The 18,127-nt window shown below is 47.9% G+C and carries 13 protein-coding genes; 6 read left to right on the top strand and 7 right to left on the bottom strand.

Annotated features, from left to right (window positions below; genetic code table 11):
• Nucleotide 1: 1 nt before the first annotated feature.
• Complete coding sequence (gene cobA, locus ACO0LB_RS18375) at nt 2-721, top strand: uroporphyrinogen-III C-methyltransferase (RefSeq protein ID WP_423051742.1); 720 nt, start codon at nt 2-4, stop codon at nt 719-721.
• Nucleotides 722-868: 147 nt separating this feature from the next.
• Here cobA and ACO0LB_RS18370 read toward each other — a convergent pair whose 3' ends face one another.
• Genes ACO0LB_RS18370 through lptF form a run of 3 tightly spaced genes read right to left on the bottom strand, consistent with a single transcriptional unit; the run spans nt 869 to nt 3,503 of the window.
• Nucleotides 869-1,240, bottom strand: a complete 372-nt coding sequence (locus ACO0LB_RS18370) for a sirohydrochlorin chelatase (RefSeq protein ID WP_423051740.1) — start codon at nt 1,238-1,240, stop codon at nt 869-871.
• Nucleotides 1,240-2,370: an LPS export ABC transporter permease LptG gene (gene lptG / locus ACO0LB_RS18365; protein WP_423051738.1), complete on the bottom strand. Its 1,131-nt coding sequence runs from the start codon at nt 2,368-2,370 to the stop codon at nt 1,240-1,242. Before lptG ends, ACO0LB_RS18370 begins: the two co-directional genes overlap by 1 nt.
• Nucleotides 2,367-3,503, bottom strand: a complete 1,137-nt coding sequence (lptF, locus tag ACO0LB_RS18360; RefSeq protein ID WP_423051736.1) for an LPS export ABC transporter permease LptF — start codon at nt 3,501-3,503, stop codon at nt 2,367-2,369. Before lptF ends, lptG begins: the two co-directional genes overlap by 4 nt.
• A gap of 50 nt (nt 3,504-3,553) precedes the next feature.
• Between lptF and ACO0LB_RS18355 the strand changes: the two genes are divergently transcribed.
• Nucleotides 3,554-5,062, top strand: a complete 1,509-nt coding sequence (locus ACO0LB_RS18355; RefSeq protein ID WP_423051734.1) for a leucyl aminopeptidase — start codon at nt 3,554-3,556, stop codon at nt 5,060-5,062.
• 333 nt (nt 5,063-5,395) lie between these two features.
• Nucleotides 5,396-6,160 (top strand): exodeoxyribonuclease III, encoded by a 765-nt coding sequence (gene xth, locus ACO0LB_RS18350; RefSeq protein WP_423051732.1) that lies wholly within the window; start codon nt 5,396-5,398, stop codon nt 6,158-6,160.
• A 6-nt stretch (nt 6,161-6,166) separates the two neighbouring features.
• Here xth and ACO0LB_RS18345 read toward each other — a convergent pair whose 3' ends face one another.
• Complete coding sequence (locus tag ACO0LB_RS18345) at nt 6,167-7,960, bottom strand: methyl-accepting chemotaxis protein (RefSeq protein ID WP_423051730.1); 1,794 nt, start codon at nt 7,958-7,960, stop codon at nt 6,167-6,169.
• Nucleotides 7,961-8,353: 393 nt separating this feature from the next.
• Here ACO0LB_RS18345 and ACO0LB_RS18340 point away from each other — a divergent pair, with 393 nt between their 5' ends.
• Nucleotides 8,354-8,845, top strand: a complete 492-nt coding sequence (locus ACO0LB_RS18340; RefSeq protein ID WP_423051728.1) for a GNAT family N-acetyltransferase — start codon at nt 8,354-8,356, stop codon at nt 8,843-8,845.
• A 99-nt stretch (nt 8,846-8,944) separates the two neighbouring features.
• Here the strand turns inward: ACO0LB_RS18340 and ACO0LB_RS18335 are convergent, their stop codons facing one another.
• Nucleotides 8,945-9,415 carry a DUF1854 domain-containing protein gene (locus ACO0LB_RS18335; RefSeq protein WP_423051726.1) on the bottom strand — a complete coding sequence of 157 codons (471 nt, stop codon included), beginning with the start codon at nt 9,413-9,415 and terminating at the stop codon, nt 8,945-8,947.
• A 1-nt stretch (nt 9,416) separates the two neighbouring features.
• Nucleotides 9,417-11,675, bottom strand: a complete 2,259-nt coding sequence (locus ACO0LB_RS18330) for an ABC transporter ATP-binding protein (RefSeq protein ID WP_423051724.1) — start codon at nt 11,673-11,675, stop codon at nt 9,417-9,419.
• A gap of 468 nt (nt 11,676-12,143) precedes the next feature.
• On the opposite strand from ACO0LB_RS18330, the gene cphA (ACO0LB_RS18325) reads away from it, so the two are divergent.
• Nucleotides 12,144-14,321, top strand: a complete 2,178-nt coding sequence (cphA, locus tag ACO0LB_RS18325) for a cyanophycin synthetase (RefSeq protein WP_423051722.1) — start codon at nt 12,144-12,146, stop codon at nt 14,319-14,321.
• A gap of 219 nt (nt 14,322-14,540) precedes the next feature.
• Nucleotides 14,541-17,111 carry a cyanophycin synthetase gene (gene cphA / locus ACO0LB_RS18320; RefSeq protein ID WP_423051720.1) on the top strand — a complete coding sequence of 857 codons (2,571 nt, stop codon included), beginning with the start codon at nt 14,541-14,543 and terminating at the stop codon, nt 17,109-17,111.
• Between the two features lie 649 nt (nt 17,112-17,760).
• Here cphA (ACO0LB_RS18320) and ACO0LB_RS18315 read toward each other — a convergent pair.
• Nucleotides 17,761-18,102 carry a ribbon-helix-helix domain-containing protein gene (locus ACO0LB_RS18315; RefSeq protein ID WP_423051718.1) on the bottom strand — a complete coding sequence of 114 codons (342 nt, stop codon included), beginning with the start codon at nt 18,100-18,102 and terminating at the stop codon, nt 17,761-17,763.
• Between the last annotated feature and the right edge of the window lie 25 nt (nt 18,103-18,127).

Here is an 18,127-nt window from a genome sequence, read left to right as displayed (position 1 = left end):
TGTGCCATCGCTCCATGGAAAGGTGTATCTGATCGGCGCCGGTCCCGGCGCTGCCGATCTGATTACCGTCCGTGGTGCTCGCATCCTGGCACAAGCAGATGTGGTACTTTACGATGCATTGATCACGCCGGAAATGCTACAACTCTGTTCGCAGGCAGTGCAGATTTCTGTTGGCAAACGTAGTGGGCAGCGTTCTGCTGCTCAAGACGATATCAATCATCAAATATTATCCTGTGCCGCACAGTATAAGACTGTAGTGCGTCTTAAAGGTGGCGACCCCATGCTGTTTGGGCGTGCAGACGAAGAATTAAATGCATTGGAAGCGGCGAATATCGATTATGAAATCGTACCTGGCATTACCACTGCACTCGCAGCGGCTGCCAGCACCCGCCAACCTTTAACCAAGCGTGGCATCGCTCGCAGCGTGGCGTTGTTCACGTCGAGCACTGCACCGGGTGAAAAGGCCGATACCCGTATTCCTGAATGCGACACGCTAGTGCAATATATGGGTGGCAAAGAAGCCATGCTGACCGCCCAGCGCATGTTGTCAAACGGTTTTCCAGATGATTTACCGGTCGTCGTGATTGAAAATTGCAGTCGTTCGGATGAACAACAGCAATTTCTTAATCTGGCAAAACTCGCTCTTGGCATCGAGACCAGGAATGGTCCTGTCCTCGTCATGATGGGGGAAGCAATGCGTCTGAGACCAAACAAAAAATAGATCAATGCGCTGACAGATACTGGAGGGTGACAGTACCGTTTATATCATCACCTTCAACATAAAAACGGCATGCAAATCAATATTTGTATGCCGTTTTCAATCAGTCGCCGCGTTCTGTGACATTGCTATCTTTTCCACATCGCTGACTCATGCCACCAGTGCCATGCAATGATCACGAATCGCGTTCAACACACTCACTTCTTCTCCGACGGCAGTGGCGACGGAGAAATCGAGTGCCGGATATTTACTATTGATCTGTACCGCCATTTCAGGCAAATCACGCAACACATGCCCTCCTTGCCCCAAGAATATCGGCGACACAATAACCTTATTTGTTCCCTGCTCAACCAACTGGTCAATGAGCTCTGGAAGGTTTGGAGACATAAATTCCAGAAAAGCCAGTTCCACCTGAACATCTGGCAAACCCTCCTGAGTCATTTTCTGTAAACGCTGGAATGGTGCCGCCCAACGCATATCTCTGGCTCCATGCGCAAATAAAATCAGTGCCGATTTTTTCATTAATTTCTTTCAACGTAACGTAAGCCAAACATGGCAATCATCAAAAACAGCATACTTGGCACTAATGCAGTGACCAGCGCTGGCCAGGTATTCAATAATCCCAGATGAGAAAACAAAGCATTGATCAGATAAAACACCATCCCTATCATAATGCCACTAAAAATTTTCAGACTCACGCCACCGCTTCTGACATGTAAATAGGCAAAAGGCAACGCCAACGCCATCATGACAAGCACAGCAAAGGGGTAGGTCACTTTTTTCCAGAACGCTATATCGTAGCGCTCCGTACCCTGTTTGTTATCAGCTAAATGGCGGGTGAAAGCAGCAAGGTCATATGCTGACATACGGTCAGGATCAGCAAATAAAACCGATAAAATATCCGGAGTCACTTCAGACAACACATCCAGATTTGCCAGTTTTCTAGTGCTGACGGATGACATGTCCTGGCTAGATAAATTTTTAGGGAAAGTCGTCTCTGTCACATCGGTAAGACGCCAGACACTGCCCCCCCGATATTCTGCACGAACAGCGGAAATTTCTTTGGATAAATGAAATTTCTTATCGAACTCAAAAACCTTCAACTCCTTGAGCTCTCGGCTTGGCAAAATCTCTTTTACATTCAAAAATCTTGATCCGATAACGTCGCCCTGCAATCCCTGATCTCGAATCAAATCTTTTGTCCATAAACCTGTACGAAATTCCTGAGCAACCGAAGCACCAATCGCATTCAGTTTTACCTTTTGAGCCAATCCGCTGGTGTATGGCGAAATCAGCTCTCCAAATACAAATGTCAATACAACAAAAAGCAGCCCTATTTTGAATAAAATCGTGCCTGCCATGACTGTGGACATACTGGCTGCACGCATAATCGTGAATTCAGAGTTGGAAGCGAATTGCGCCAACACATAAATGGTGCCGATTAACACGGCAATTGGCATGAACTCGTAAATATATCCAGGCATCCCCAAAGCAACGTACAGCAACGCATGCTGCAAGTAATACCCGCCCTGATTAACAGACTGCAACTCTCCCATCAAATCAAAGAAAGAGAATAGTGCCAACAACGCTAGCATGACGAATAACACGGCACGAATAATCTCGACGCCAAAATATCTTTGTAAAATTTTCATGCAATGCTCTTATTTTCTTTGGCTCGGAAACATGCCTTGCATGCTGCCCACATGACCAAAGGATGAAGACGACTATTCACTTTTAACCGCCAGGCAAACAAAACCACCACCATCGCCAGCGCGGCCAGATGAACCGGCCACCAAGCCATCGCAAACCCGGTTCTTTCCTGCACCACCATCGCTTGAACAATATTAATCAGATTCAGATAAATCACGACCAATAGCAAGGCGACAATCAGATTGGCAGAACGCCCGACCCGTGGGTTGACATACCCAAGCGGAATCGCTAGCAACATCAACAATACACACATCAGCGGCAAGGAAATTCGCCATAGGAGCTCACCTCGCTTCACGCCATCCACATCCTCAATGAGTTGCGACAAAGGCATGGATTTCGCTGATCTATCACCGGTCACTGCAGCATTTTGTCGCGAAACCAAGACACCGTATTTCTCAAATTGCATCATCTGGAAATTGGGCTCGGTGGGTAGTCCATCGTAACGACGACCTTGGCTCATCACCAGAAATTTATCGCCTTTGGCATCTGTTTCAATGACACCCTCTTTTGCCACAACAACACTAGAACGACCATCTCGGAAGGTATTGATAAAAATATTCTGTACTTTGCTCAGATCTCCGGCAACTTCCTCGACGAAAAAAATTCGGTCGGAAGATGCTGACTCTTGAAACTTACCAGGTGAAACTTTAGCAATATCAGAGCGCTTTTCATAACGCTCCCTGAATTCCGCACTTTGTTGGTTAGCCCAGGGAGTTGCAATAAAACTGAGCAAAGCAGTCAATATAGTCAACGGCATGCCAAATCTCAGTACGGGTACTATCCATCGTGTCAGGCTGAGCCCAGAAGCAAACCAAACGACCATTTCAGAGTCTTGATAACTGCGCGTGACCACGAGTAATACAGAAATGAAACCTGTCAGGATCAGCAACACCGGCATATAGGTCAACGAAGAAAAACCAATTAACGCAATCACGTCGGCAGATGCAACCTTTCCGCCAGCAGCCTGTCCAAGAATTTTAATAAGCATCACAGTAATTGTGATGGTGAATAATGTAGTGAAGACTGCGCCTGCGGCACTGAGTAATTCACGTCGAAGCGCGCGCTGAAAAATCATGAGAGGGACTATAATGTCTTTTTTACGAGACTTACCAAGAGGAGTAATAAGTGGACTTTAGCATAAAAACAATCGACGCAAAAAGTACCTCATCTGCCTATAAAGCAATAAAGACTGCTTGTATCATTGCCGGCGTGTTTGAAAACAAGAAACTTTCTGCTGTTGCGGTGAATTTGGATCAGCAAGGTCAGATCGTGGCCGCATTGAAATCCGGCGATATCAGTGGCAAAGCAGGCTCCTCTTTATTGTTACGTAATGTTGGTGATGTGGCTGCTGAGCGTGTTCTTCTTGTCGGTCTCGGAACAGAAGCAAAAACGGTAACAGAAAAGTCTTTTCAACAGGCGGTACAGGCTGCCGCTCGTAATCTGGCGGGTCTTGGTGCCAATGACGCCGTGTTGGTTCTGCCTGCTGTAGAGGGACGCGATGTTGCTTGGGCAATCCGCACCACTGTCATCGCGTTCAGAGAAAGTATTTTCAGGACTGATGAATTAAAAAGCAAAAAAGATACATCCTCTTCTGGAGTGAAAAAGCTTGCGATTGCAGTCAATGCGTCGGATGCCACCGTTGCTAAAACTGCGTTAGCACAAAGCATTGCCTTGGCAAACGGGATGGATCTGACCAAAGAACTGGGTAATTTGCCACCAAACGTCTGTACGCCCACTTACCTTGCGACAACCGCTAAAAAAATTGCGGCAGATTACGGCATGGCGACTGAAATCCTCGATCGTAAACAAATTCAAGCGCTGAAGATGGGAAGTTTTCTATCGGTTTCCAATGGTACAGTCGAACCGCCCAAATTTATTGTATTAAAACATCAAGGTGGCAAAGCCAAAGACGCACCTGTAGTATTGGTAGGAAAAGGAATTACGTTTGATTCGGGTGGCATTTCCCTGAAACCAGGCGCTGGCATGGATGAAATGAAGTACGACATGGGCGGTGCTGCATCAGTCATCGGCACGATGCGTGCAGTCGGCGAAATGAAACTCAAGCTCAATGTCTATGCGATTATTCCTACCTGCGAAAACATGCCGTCAGGTAGTGCAACGCGCCCAGGCGACATCGTGACCTCAATGTCTGGTCAAACTATCGAAGTATTAAACACGGATGCAGAAGGTCGACTGATTCTGTGCGACGCGCTGACCTATGCTGAACGATTCAAACCTGCTGCCGTCGTGGATGTAGCAACGCTGACTGGCGCATGCGTGACATCTCTTGGCCATCATAATTCCGGCTTATTTACACGCCATGATGATGCGCATGACAAACTCGCTGCTGAGTTACTGGCAGCCGGCAAACAAACGGGCGATACTGCCTGGCGTATGCCGATTGAAGAAGCTTACAACGAACAACTCAAATCCAACTTTGCTGACATGGCGAACATCGGTGGTCCTGCTGGTGGCAGTATTACCGCGGCTTGCTTCCTTGAGCGCTTCACCAAACAATATACGTGGGCACATCTCGATATCGCTGGCACCGCGTGGAAATCAGGTGCAGCGAAAGGCTCTACAGGACGCCCGGTACCATTGCTGACAACATTCCTGATCAATCGCGCTGCTTGATATCGGACGAAATAACGGCAAGAAATTAACAGCACGAATTCAGTCTCGAAATACCAGCCAGATACAATCTGGGCTGGTATTTTTTATGCTCTTCAGAAAACCTGAAAATAGTATCTGACAAACGCATAGTGATCAGCGCGGTAAGCTACGATTGCGAAGAGAGATCAAAAGCAAACTCACCTATCTCTTTGTTCATCGTTATCTTTCCACATCCCACTCACGACACATTATGCGATTCTGCTGAACGTATAATACGCATTAAAGCATGATCAGATGTTTGACATCTTCACTCTGCATCATGTTCTTCCCCAACCCTACCCATACGATATTGACATGAAATTAGTAACCTGGAACGTTAACTCCCTGAAGGTCAGGCTGCCTCAAGTATTGCAATGGCTGGAAAGTAATCCCGTTGATGTTTTGTGCATACAGGAGACCAAACTCACAGATGACAAGTTTCCTCAATCAGAAATAGAAGCGGCTGGCTATCATGTTGCGTTTACTGGTCAGAAAACCTACAACGGCGTCGCCATTGTATCCAGGCATCCGATGTCGGATATCCAAAAAAACAATCCGCAATTTGAAGATGAACAGCAACGCATTATCGCTGCAACAATACAAGGTATGCGCATTATTTGCGCCTATGTTCCGAATGGTCAGGCGCCGGAGTCGGATAAATTTCAATATAAACTGAAATGGCTGGCTGCTTTGGAAAACTGGATCAAGGCTGAGATGCAACAGTATCCTGAGTTAGCCATTCTGGGTGACTACAACATCGCGCCCGAGGACAGGGATGTTCATGATCCCGCTGCCTGGGAAGGCATGAATCTGGTTTCACCAGAGGAGAGAAGTGCCTTGCGATCCTTGCTTGATCTTGGTCTGAGCGATAGTTTCAGACAATTTGAACAACCTGAAAAATCATTTAGCTGGTGGGATTATCGTGCACTTGGATTCAGATTGAATAAAGGCGTACGTATCGATCACATCTTACTTTCTGCTTCATTAGCAAAACGCTGTACCGCCTGTGTGATCGACAAAATCCCACGTAAATGGGAGCAACCATCAGATCATGCGCCTGTGGTTGCTACCCTGAACTAAGACCGATCACTCATCATATTCAAGACTACGGGCAGAAGCTTTGTTTTTTGCCCAGCTTGATTGCGGTACTGCGGTAACGCGTGCAGGTGAATTCTGATGTTCCATGCGGAATGCGGACATGGCCGTTTTCAAAATATTAGCCTGCTCCTCCAAAGAACCTGCCGCTGCTGCTGCCTCTTCAACCAATGCTGCATTTTGCTGTGTTGCTTCATCCATATGAGCCAAAGCGACATTGACCTGTTGAATGCCATCACTTTGCTCGACAGATGCAGAGGTGATTTCATTAATAATCGCCGCCACCTGATCGACCGCAGAGACGATACGGTTCATCGCCTGCCCCGCCTTATCCACCAGATCAGAGCCTTCATTCACCTTACTCACAGAGTCTTCAATCAAACTCTTGATTTCTTGCGCGGCCGCAGCACTACGCTGCGCCAAAGTACGCACTTCGCTCGCAACAACAGCAAACCCTCGTCCCTGCTCACCTGCTCTTGCTGCCTCAACCGCAGCATTCAAGGCCAGAATATTGGTTTGAAATGCAATACCTTCGATCACACTGATAATATCGACAATCTTGCGCGAACTATCTGAAATACCCTGCATAGTATTAACTACTTTACTGACAACTTCGCCGCCTTGCGTTGCTACGTCGGACGCATTCACCGCCATCCGGTTTGCTTCCCGGGCGCTATCAGCATTATGCTTTACGGCTTCCGTCAACGCCTCCATGCTGGCTGCTGTTTCCTCCAGCGACGAAGCCTGTTGCTCTGTACGACCGGACAAATCCATGTTGCCAGTTGCAATTTCAGTGGCGCCAACGGTAATGGAATCCGTCGCCCTGCGTACATCTACCACCATCACCCGCAGTTGCTCAAGGAAACGGTTGAACGCCTCGGCCGTTTGTGCTACCTCGTCTTCACCCTCTACATCAATCTTGCGTGTTAAATCCCCCCCACCCTGCGCAATATCAGACATGGCGTTCCGCACTCGCTGCAGTCCTGCAAGCATCCGCCCCACAAGCCATGTTGATAAAGGCAATACCACCGCCAGCATGGCGAGAAATACCACACCAGAAATCATCAGCAATTGATCCAGTGCTTCCAGTGCTTTCTTTTTATTCACGACCAGCGCCAGATAAATATCGGAACCCGTAATTTTCTGCAAAAACAGAAAGTGTGATGTGCCACCGATATCTGTCACGATAGGTTCATTTTGCCGGGATAAATTATCCAGATTATCCACGCCTAAATCACTGGACAATTCCTTTGCAGGTTTCAGTACTTTATTCTGATCAGAATGAGCTAACACCAGACCTGATTTGTCCAATAAAAACGCGTATCCATCTCCGGCCAGCTTAATGGTCAGAATCTGTTCAACAATTTTGGTAAGAAATACGTCTGCAGCAACGACACCACCTTCTCCGCCCTTGACTGGCGCAGCAAACGAGATCATCAGTCCAGGTGGATTCACTCCCATATAGGCAGAAGTCACAATTGGCTTTTTGGCTTCCATTGCGGCTTTATACCAAGGACGCACTGTCGGGTCGTAGCCATCGGGAGGTGGACTGGCAGGAAAATTAGTAAATGTTTTATCTGGCTGTCCCAGATACACACTGAGAAAATTTCCACCTTTACTGATCATTGTTAAACTAGAGACAAGATCATTGCCATTAGCAACCGCCTCTGACAAACTCGCCACCATAGACGTGTTGACCTGTATCCAGTTACTTAACACCGCGTTATAACTCGCCGCTACGCTGCGGATTTCATTACTGAGATCGTGCTCAATTTGCGATTTCATTCGCAAATAACTACCCACCGTCAAGAATATGGTGCACATAGTCACAAGCAATGCGATAACAACGATTAGTCTGGTCTTCAAAGACTTCATCATTTCCCCTTTAATTTTGGTTCAGAATTATGGTGCGATACGGCTTGGCTTATGGTGCGATACGGCTTGGCTTTTTGAGCAAACTATAGCGTCCAGGTCGACGATTTATCTTACGCCGATAAGATAGTGATCGTAAGAAAAAAAGTCGTGCAAACGAATTTTCAATCCACTTCTGTCGCTTTGACGACAAAGTTAGCATGACAATGATGTTAAAAAATTTAGAAATGGCATGATGTCTCCGATGAATATGACTCAACAATCAAGTGACCATTTATGCAAGTATGCTCAACGAAACGATTAATATTGCGCTGCATCAACATCAAAGATGCCGGATTCTATCTGAAAATGGTGAATGAGCCATCATGGATTAAAAATATTGGCGATAGAGGGATACATGATGTGCAACAGGCAGAAGCTGCGCTGTTAAATGGCCCGATAGCGAGTCAACATAAAAACGGATTTAGTCTGTATATCGTCGAAAGAAAAGAAGACTCTGTCGCGATGGGGATATGTGGGCTCATCAAACGCGATTATCTGGAGACAGCAGATATCGGCTATGCGTTTCTTCCTGAATACTGGGGTCGTGGCTATGCCCTGGAAGCTGCACAAAGTGTGTTGCACTATGCCCGCGAAGAATTAGGCATGACCAGCATTGCAGCAATGACGTTTCCAGATAATCTGAGCTCTCAACACCTGCTACGAAAGCTGGGATTTTCATTGATTGATGTCCTGACATTGGAGGGCGATCAGAAAAAAACGCATCTCTATGTACAACAAGATCTATCAGAACTCTGAGAACCTTATGGCAGAGTGTTGGTCTGCCATAAGGATATTATTTGTCTTGCAACTTAAGCAGAACCTCACTGCAATCCAAGTGAGATAGGAGCAAAACGCCTACAAAAAACGATCCAAAATTTTACGGCTATGCTTATCAATGGAAAACATGTCCCGAATCAAAAAATGAATGCCATGATTGTCACTAATCAGCAAAGATGACTGCCCGATACGGCGTATATCTTCATCTCCTTTGAGAACAAATTCAGTCTCGCCACGATCTGTGCTGACGAACCAGGTACAAGGCAATGCAAAGCTGCTAACGTTTTTTATATGCGAAATTTCCGGCATAAATTCACGCCCTTCGAGCTCATCAACCACCAACTCTCGGGTAGATTCTGGCAAATCATTCAACTGATCTATCCAAGCAACTTCCCTGCCGTCCCCCAGTACCATGGAAATACTGATCATTGGCGATTGAATCGGAAACGCGCGAACAGGAGTCACCCCCTCAAATATCTCGCCTTCTGCAGTGGTGAGTATTAATTTACCGAACGTATTACGGCTTAATTCAAATTTTGTCGTGCTCATCTTATTCGTCTCCTGCCAGTTCCGCATTTCTCGCTTGCGCCTGATACAAATCGTAATAAGCACCTTGTTTTGCCATCAGTTCATCATGGCTTCCAATTTCAACTACCTGTCCTCTGTCGAGCACCACCAGACGATCGGCCTTATGCAAGGTTGACAGACGATGTGCAATCGCAATCGTCGTGCGGCCTTGCACCAGATTATCCAACGCCTTCTGAATTTCTTTTTCGGTTTGCGAGTCAACGGAGGATGTCGCTTCGTCCATAATCAAAATACGAGGATCAATCAACAAGGCACGGGCAATCGAAATGCGCTGGCGTTCGCCACCCGACAAGCCCTGACCACGCTCACCTACCATCGAGTCATAGCCTTGTGGCAATCGTAAAATAAATTCATGCGCATGCGCCGCGCGAGCTGCCGCGATGATTTCTTCGCGTGTGGCATCAGGTTTTCCGTAGGCGATATTTTCGGCAATGGTGCCGAAAAAGAGGAAAGGCTCCTGCAATACCAAGCCGATATTGCGACGATAATCCGACACGGCAAAAGAACGTATATCCACACCATCAAGCAGAATCGCACCTTCCGATACATCGTAAAAACGGCAAATCAGATTAACCAGTGTACTTTTTCCAGAGCCGCTGTGGCCTACCAGACCAATCATTTCTCCAGGTTGAATACTCAGATTGATACCACGATTGACCGCACGATTACCATACCGGAAGCCCACTTCACGTAATTCGATTTGCCCTTTGACTTCATTCACTTTCACAGGAGTTTGTGGGTCGGGGACACTGGATACGTGATCGAGGATATCAAAAATCCGTTTTGCGGCTGACGCTGATTTCTGCGTCACGGACACGATGCGGCTCATGGAGTCAATGCGACCATAAAAATTACTAATGAAAGCAACCGCAGCGACCAAGGCACCGACTGTGATTTCATTATGCGATACCTGCCAGATACCGAAGCCCCAGACAACCAGAATACCGAGATCCGTCAAAAAAGAAACCGTTGGCGAAAACAGCGACCAGACTTTATTTAATTTGTCATTCACAGCCAAATTATGCTTATTGGCCTCACGGAAGCGACCAGCTTCCCTTTTTTCCTGTGCAAACGCTTTGACGACCCGAATCCCTGGAATGGTATCGGCCAGCACGTTTGTGACTTCCCCCCATACGCGATCAATTTTCTCAAAACCTGTTCTGAGTTTGTCGCGAACCAGATGTATCATCCAGGCGATAAATGGCAAAGGTAACAACGTCACCAGTGCAAGCTTTGTATTGATCTGCAAAAGCGCTACCGCGGTCATAACGAACATCAGCACGTCAGTCGCAAAATCCAATAAATGCAAAGAGAGGTAAACACAAATCCGGTCACTCTCACTTCCTATACGAGACATCAAATCGCCAGTCCGTTTTCCACCAAAATACTCCAGTGACAATTTCAGTAAGTGCTCATAAGTCGCTGTCCGCAAATCAGCACCTATGCGTTCAGACACCAGCGCCAGAATATATGTTTTCCCCCAACTCAACAGCCATGCAACCACCGCAGACCCCAGCAAACCGCCGATATAAAGCGTGACCAGATGAGGGTCAACGTATTGGCCATTTTGATAAGGTATCAGTACTTCATCAGTTAATGGTTTAGTCAGATAACGAGGAATCATATGTGCTGCGGTTCCTAACAGCATCAACATAAAACCGATGAACAATGGGATACGGTAGGGATGGGCGAAACGCCACAGGCGGAAAAGCGTCCATGTCGATGGCGGCGTATAAATGACCTTGGTGCAAACAGGACACTCCTCCTGCTCAGGCTCCAGTATCGCCTTGCAACTCGGGCAAATATTTTGCTCTGCTTTGACCACCGGCTGCCCGGTGACATGGCTGCGTAGCTGTTCTTTAAAGTGATCCAGCAAACGAATAGCATGTAAGTTTTGTCCTAGCGTAAAACGCCAGTCAGCCAACAAGCCCTGCGTGTCCGACAACTGCAAATGCCCAACACCCGCATGGTCATGATGCGTTAATTGCAGCCCTTGAGTGTAAGGCCAGCATTTCCACTCCTGCTCGCCCGGTGTCTTTGCCAACAATCGACGATCCGTGACAACAATCACGCCTTTAACAAAACGTAATTTACGGTCAAGGTCAACCTCCACCGTGGCCAGGACGTTTTCGCCAGTAGTCAACTGCGGAATCAATTCAGATTGCCAGAATGCAGGGAGAGATAAAATAGACTGCGGTTGGCTGAATTGTGGTGTGGTCATCGTGAAACAAACTCCGGCTCAAGAGCTGGCCCCGGATAAATTCGGGACATTTTTTTTGAAAAAAGGGATCAGTTGGGTTCCGTTCATGGAGCAAGCCATATCACGGAGGTAGTAATTTACGGTATTCTATCGAAACAACAATGATTTAATGAAACTGATCGAGAGGGTGAATTACTGTTGCGCTAAGGCGCAAGTATACCAGCAAGCATTTTTCCGGATAGTGCTTTTTATATCGAAAACAGAATTGAATATAAAAATAGAAATTAAATACCATGAATGAATCGAGTATTGATTGAATTAACAATCAATACGAAGTTAACAATGAGTCAATGCTGCAATCAACACTAAATATTGTCTATTCATTGTTTATTTATTGTCTATTTTTACGATACGAACATCAGCTCTCTATTAGTTGCAAAAAATGATCAGAACAGGCCACGTCTATTTGGCCCCCAGAAAATTACTTACATGACAACAAAGAAGAAAGACATCAGCATTCTCCGCGTCAACCATTTGCGCGGACCGAATATCTGGACTTATCGCCCTGTGATCGAAGCCTGGCTGGATATAGGCGAACTCGAAGAGTTCCCATCGAACAAACTACCCGGACTATACGAACGCCTGACAACCTGGTTACCAGGCATCATTGAACATCGTTGCGGCGTCGGTGAACGAGGCGGTTTTTTGGAACGGTTGCGTGAAGGTACATGGGCTGGTCACATTCTTGAGCATATTGTTCTCGAACTGCAAAACCTTGCTGGCATGCGTACAGGATTTGGCCAGACACGCTCCACGCATGTCATTGGCGTCTACAAAATGGCATTTCGCACCCGGGAAGAACAGGTAGGACGCGCAGCACTGGCAATCGGGAAAGATTTGCTGATGGCCGCAATCGAGGATACGCCTTTTGATCTGCCCGCAAAATTAGTCGAACTCACCGACATGGTTGATTCGCGCTGCCTTGGCCCCAGTACAGCTCACATCGTGGATGCAGCTACCGACCGTAAAATCCCTTCTATTCGTCTGACGGATGGCAATCTGGTCCAATTGGGCCACGGTGCAGCACAGCGCCGTATCTGGACAGCAGAAACCGATCGCACCAGCGCGATTGCGGAAAGTATCGCCAGCGATAAAGATCTGACTAAAACCTTGCTTAAATCCTGTGGCGTACCCGTACCGGAAGGCTGCATTGTCCGTAGTGCAGAAGAGGCATGGGAAGAAGCGCAGGATATTGGCCTGCCTGTCGTTGTCAAACCTTATGATGGCAACCACGGCCGTGGCGTTTCTCTCAACCTGATGACACAGGCCGATGTCGAAGCCGCGTACCATCTTGCAGCCCGAAAAGGTGACAGCAAAAGCGTCATCGTTGAACGTTTTATTACTGGCGACGAACATCGTGTTCTGGTCGTCGGCAACAAAGTGGTTGCAGCAGGAAAAGGCGAATGCCTGTGGGTGACTGGCGATGGTCAGTCAACGATTCAGCATCTGGTGGATACCCAGATCAATACCGATCCACGCCGTGGTACGACAGAAGAATTCCCCTTAAATATTATTCAACCACAAGTTGCAGCAGAAGTTATTCTGGAACTTCAACGTCAAGGCATGGATGCCCATTCAGTGCCATTAGCACAGCAAAAAGTGCTGATTCAACTCAACGGCAATGTGGCGCTTGATGTCACCGACCATGTTCATCCGGACGTTGCTGAAGCAGCGACTCTGGCAGCACGTATCGTTGGACTGGACATTGCGGGTGTTGATCTGGTCACTGAGGATATTTCCAAACCTCTGTATCAGACTGGCGGCGCGATTATCGAAGTGAATGCCAGTCCCGGCTTATTAGCACATATCAAACCAGCCAATGGCGAAGGACGGGCTGTAGGTACTGCCATTATCGACCATCTGTTTACCGAGGAAGAGACCGGACGTATCCAGATTGTCGGCGTAGCAGGAACCCGGCATACGAGTCTGATTGCACGACTGGTATCCGCGCTACTCCATATCAGCGGCAAACAAACCGGCGTTGCCAGTGCTCAGGGTCTGTATCTGAATAAACGTCTGGTGAATGAAGGAAATTGTGCCGACTGGGAATCCGGCCAGCGATTACTGATCAATCGCTCTGTACAGGCAGCAGTGTTTGAGACCAATGCAGGCGCTATTCTGAAAGATGGTCTGCCCTACGATAAATGCTCCGTTGGTGTTGTGACGGATCTCGATGGACATGCCGATTTGGGTGCGTTTTATATCAATGATGCTGATCAGATGTATAAGGTCATGCGCACGCAGGTTGATGTTATCTTGCCGGAAGGTGTTGCCGTATTAAACGCCAGCGAGGCTGCTGTGGTCGAGTTAGCGGAACTTTGTGACGGTGCTGTGATTTTTTATGCGCTGGATGCTGCCAATCAAGTCATTACCGATCATCGGGCGAAGGGAGAGCGTGTGGTGTTCCTGAGGAATAATCATATTGTTCTCGCCAGCGGACGTGATGAAACAGCCTTACTACCTCTGAGCTCACTGAAACCGACCAAGGCAGCGCAGCCCGAAGCTGTGCTGGCGGCAGTAGCAGCAGCATGGGCTTTAGATATCACGCCAGAATTGATTGGTGCCGGACTAAAAACCTTCGATTCCAGTTTTAAGGCAACCTATTAATAACGTTATCAATATCAATAACGTTATTATTAACCCATTAATTGACCAATTAATTAACCCAATTAATTAACCCAATTAATTAACCCATTATCATCATTTGATTCTATCGAAGCCCTTTCCCTGCTGGCAATCCGAAAATCGTATCTCTGGTTTTTCAGTGCTTGCAGGGTAATACTTCAATTGAGTCAATAAAGCCCTCTTTCAACAGGACTACGTTTTATGGAAGTATCACGCATCCGTGCACTGCGCGGCCCAAATCTCTGGAGCCATCATACGGCAGTCGAAGCTATCGTTGCCTGCAACGAGGCTGAATGTTCCATCGCGGAACTGGTCGGATTTGAAGACCGCTTGCGTGCCCTGTTTCCGGAATTAAGCATATTGCAACCGACAGGTCACAATGATGATATTCCGATGGCGCATGTATTTGAATTGACTGCGCTCGGTCTGCAAGCACAGGCCGGATGTCCGGTCACATTCAGCCGCACCACGCAAACACTGGAACCTGGCATTTTTCAGGTTGTGGTTGAATACTCAGAAGAAGCCGTGGGTCGTATGGCTCTGGAGTTGGCAGAAAAACTCATTACGGCAGCACTCAGCAATGAAGCATTTGACCTCAATGCCGCGCTGGAACAATTGCGCGAACTCGACGAAGATGTCCGTCTTGGCCCGTCAACCGGAGCGATCGTCAATGCCGCAGTTGCCCGCAATATTCCCTACCGTCGCCTGACGGATGGAAGCCTTGTCGCCTTTGGCTGGGGTTCCCGCCAGCGCAAAATTCAAGCCGCCGAAATGGATGGCACCAGCGCTATTGCTGAAGCGATTGCTCAGGATAAAGAACTCACAAAGAAATTATTGCACGCTGCCGGAGTTCCGGTGCCACTCGGACGCTCAGTAGAAAGTCCCGATGATGCATGGGCAGCAGCAATGGAAATCGGCTTACCGGTGGTAGTAAAACCAAAGGATGGCAATCAGGGTAAAGGGGTTACCGTCAACGTCACCACCCGCGAACAGCTTGAGGCCGGATTTCATGCTGCCAGTGAATTCCGCGACGATATTCTGGTTGAGCGCTTCTTGCCGGGCAACGATTTCCGCTTATTGGTGATCGGTAACAAGTTAATTGCAGCAGCACGCCGCGATCCACCACAAGTCGTAGGAAACGGTAAGCAATCCGTGCGGCAACTGGTAGAACAAGTCAATCTCGATCCGCGTCGCGGTAGTGGTCACTCCACCTCTCTGACAAAAATTCGTTTCGATGACATCGCACTGGCAAGCTTGGCGAAGCAAGGGTTTGAAGCAGACTCCATTCCGCCGAAAGGTCAACGGGTCATCTTGCGTAACAATGCCAACCTGTCGACCGGTGGTGCCGCAACGGATGTGACTGACGACGTGCATCCAGAAGTTGCTGCTCGTGCAGTCGCTGCGGCGCAAATGATAGGACTGGATATCTGTGGCGTCGATCTGGTCTGCGACAGCGTCTTAAAACCGATCGAAGCACAGAACGGCGGCATCGTTGAAGTCAATGCTGCACCAGGTCTGCGCATGCATTTGTCACCTTCATTTGGTAAAGGGCGCGCTGTCGGCGAAGCGATTGTCAATGCCATGTTTGAGGAAGGTGAAGATGGACGCATTCCCGTCGTTGCCGTCACCGGTACGAACGGAAAAACAACCACGGTGCGTCTGATTGCACATCTGATGAGTGCCAGCGGTTTGCGTACTGGCATGACCAATACTGACGGCGTCTATGTGAATGGTCGCCAGATCGACAGCGGTGATTGCAGCGGCCCTCGCAGCGCGCGCAATGTTTTGTCTCATCCAGATGTCGATGCAGCCGTATTTGAAACCGCGCGCGGTGGTGTATTGCGTGAGGGTCTGGCGTATGACCGCTGCCAGGTCGCAGTAGTCACGAATATTGGTTCCGGCGATCATCTAGGGTTGAATTACATTACCACCGTCGAAGACCTGGCCGTTCTGAAGCGTGTGATCGTGCAGAATGTCGCAGACAACGGCTATGCAGTACTGAATGCGGCCGACCCGATTGTGGCCAGTATGGCAGCCAACTGCCCTTCCGCCGTCATTTTCTTTGCGGCAGATCCGCAGCATCCGGTGATGGCGGCGCATCGCGCTCAAGGTAAACGGGTTGTCTATATCGACAATGGTGAGCTCATTGCCGGCGAAGGTAAATCGAGAGAGCATATCCGCCTCAGCGACATTCCGATTACCAGAAATGGCAGTATTGGTTTTCAGGTTGAAAATGTCATGGCATCAGTCGCCGCCGCCTGGGCAGTGGGGATTGATTGGGATGCGATCCGTATCGGATTGAAAACTTTTGCCAATGAAGCAGATAATGCACCAGGGCGTTTTAATATATTTAACTTCCGTGGCGCAACGCTGATTGCCGACTATGGCCATAACCCGGATGCGATTCTGGCATTGGTCAAGGCAGTCGAAACCATGCCAGCCAATCGCCGCTCGGTTGTCATCAGTGGCGCGGGCGACCGACGCGATCAGGATATTCGTCAGCAAACAGAGATTCTGGGTGAAGCCTTTGACGATGTCGTGTTATATCAGGATCAGTGTCAACGCGGTCGTGCTGATGGCGAGGTTGTTGCGCTGTTACGTGAAGGTCTGAAAAGTGCCACCAAAACCACTCGCATCGATGAAATTAATGGAGAATTCATCGCCATTGATCTGGCGATGGACAGACTTGCCGCTGGTGATCTTTGCCTGATTCTGATTGATCAGGTCGAAGAAGCTCTCGCTCATATTGCGAAGCGAGTCGCCGAAGGGTGATGCTTGTCAGCAGACACCTGTTCGTTGATGGTGTATCTGTGCATCTTTAAACAGCAGAAAAAATGCCGGGTTATCCCGGTATTTTTTTGCTCCGTTCCACTTATATCATCTCATCAGATCACTAACACCGCACATAGCACAGAAGGCACAAGTCGCTTTTCTGATGACCAAATCATCCGTCAGCCAAGGTACCGAAGCAGGCTGACTGCGGCACCAAACCCGTTAAACCTCTCCAAAATAGAGTTTTGGAGTAAAAATATACTCCCCCTAGTATATAAAAACCCACCTTATTTCATCAGGTCTTCAGGCAATAATGGGGAAATGAAGGTGGGAGTATGTCTTTTTAAGGACACAATCAACACCTGATGCGCATCAGATCAATGTATGTCCCGGCGCCAACACATGTCGATACGACTTTCAGCACTGCAATCAAAAGAACGAACGGAAGGCTATCAGCTCATTAGCGATAGAAAAGAAAATCGTGACGCACCAAATTTGTCACGCATCGGCTTGCTGCTCGTAACTTATAGCAGACGATAAATACAGACGAGGGAACTCAATCAACAAGGAATCAAAAACTAATCAGAATTCAAGCAATATCCAATCGGTATTCGACCGACATTCCATCAATCCTGAGTGAACGTAACATTCAAATCAGAAACCTTGGACTATGGTTTGCGTCCTTCACAACCGCTAAAGGCACACCTTTATCAACGGGAATTCCCCCTTCCGCCATCAGCGAGGTATAGCGCAAACAACAGACACGCAAGAATGAAGAAAAGTTATCAATTTGTCCCCGATAGGCGATCAGCTCATCATATAACTTCGTGATGAGCTGATTGGTATTCATCCCATCACGCTCAGCGATTTCCTGTAGCGTCAGCCAGAACATTTTTTCCAGTCGTATCGAAGTCACCACACCATGCAAACGAATGGAGCGCGCCTTAGATTCATACAGACTGGCGTCAGCCTTGACAAAAATCTCACACATATTCTTCTCCGCATCATGATCAGAC

The organism is Undibacterium sp. SXout7W, from assembly GCF_049339385.1.
In the GTDB taxonomy this organism is placed as follows: Bacteria; Pseudomonadota; Gammaproteobacteria; order Burkholderiales; family Burkholderiaceae_D; genus Undibacterium.
The sequence above is the reverse complement of the archived record's forward strand: the minus strand, read 5'-3'. Positions and strand labels throughout refer to the sequence as shown.